Here is a 1,280-nt window from a genome sequence, read left to right as displayed (position 1 = left end):
GGGACTGCTGCACGGATCGGTGACAGGTTGGGTCAGGCGGCCTGAGCGGCCAGTGTGGGTGTGATGGTCTCGTACTCGATGGGCGTGAGTCGACCGAGGGCGTCTTGGCGACGCCGGCGGTGGTAGGTCCGTTCGATCCAGGTGACGATCGCGATCCGGAGTTCCTGGCGGGTGCGCCAGTGGCGGCGGTTGAGCACGTTCTTCTGCAGCAGCGCGAAGAAGGACTCCATGGCTGCGTTGTCGCCGGCCGCGCCGACTCGGCCCATCGAGCCGGTCAGCTGGTGCCGGTTGAGGGCGTGCACGAATTTTCGGCTTCGGAATTGCGATCCGCGGTCCGAGTGCACGATGCAGCCGGCCACGTCGGCGCCGTCGGCATGGCGTCGGGTGACGGCGTTGTCCAGCGCGGTGACGGCGAGTCGGGACTTCATCCGGGAGTCGATGGAGTAGCCGACGATCCGGTTGGAGTGCACGTCCTTCACCGCGCACAGGTAGAGCTTGCCCTCGCCGGTGCGGTGCTCGGTGATGTCGGTCAGCCAGACGGCGTTGGGCGCCTCGGCGGTGAACACCCGCTGGACCCGGTCGTCGTGCACCGGCGGCCCGGGTCGGCCGCCCTTGCCCCGTCGGGGCTTGCCGAACGCGCTCCACCACCGGTTGGCCGCGCAGATCGCCCACGCCGTTCGGGCCGCCATCGGCTGCCCGTTGTCGACGGCCTCATCGACCAGCAGCCGGTAGCCGAACTCCGGGTCGTCGCGGTGGGCATCGAACAGCGCGTTGGCCCGGTGCGCCGCGACCAGCTCGCGGTCGGTGACCGGGTCGACCAGCCACCGGTAGTAGGGCTGGCGGGCGATCTTGAGGACCCGGCACGTCACCGCGACGGGGATGCCGTCGACGGCGAGTTCACGGACGAGCGGGTAGATCATTTTCCCGGCAGGTTCGCCTGCGACAGATAGGCCGCCGCCCGGCGCAGCACCTCGTTCTCCTGCTCGAGCAGCCGGATCCGCTTGCGGGCCTCGCGCAGGTCGGCGTTCTCCGCCGCGGTCGTTCCCGGCTTGACGCCGTCCTCGACGTCGGCGGCCTTCATCCAGTTCGTCAGGCAGGACTCGCTGATGCCGAAGTCAGCCGCGATCTGCTTCAGGTGCTGGCCCGGCTCACGGTTGCGAGCGACGTTCACGACGTCGTCGCGGAACTCCTTGGGGTAGGGCTTGGGCACGGTGAGCATCCTTCCAGCGGCGCCTCTCGGCACCACAGATCAGATGTCACCTACTCGTGCAGCAGTCCCG

1 protein-coding gene is annotated in these 1,280 nt (G+C 69.1%); it reads right to left on the bottom strand.

Features of this window, described 5'->3' with window-relative positions:
- Positions 1 to 32 precede the first annotated feature (32 nt).
- Positions 33 to 1,210 (bottom strand): IS3 family transposase gene (locus D0Z06_RS25035; RefSeq protein WP_117380250.1). Its coding sequence is split into 2 segments (ribosomal slippage): positions 33 to 923 and positions 926 to 1,210, totalling 1,176 coding nucleotides; the frame shifts between segments, so codons are not numbered across the junction.
- Between the last annotated feature and the right edge of the window lie 70 nt (positions 1,211 to 1,280).

This window comes from Geodermatophilus marinus (assembly GCF_003428645.1).
In the GTDB taxonomy this organism is placed as follows: domain Bacteria; phylum Actinomycetota; class Actinomycetes; order Mycobacteriales; family Geodermatophilaceae; genus Geodermatophilus.
The sequence above is the reverse complement of the archived record's forward strand: the minus strand, read 5'-3'. Positions and strand labels throughout refer to the sequence as shown.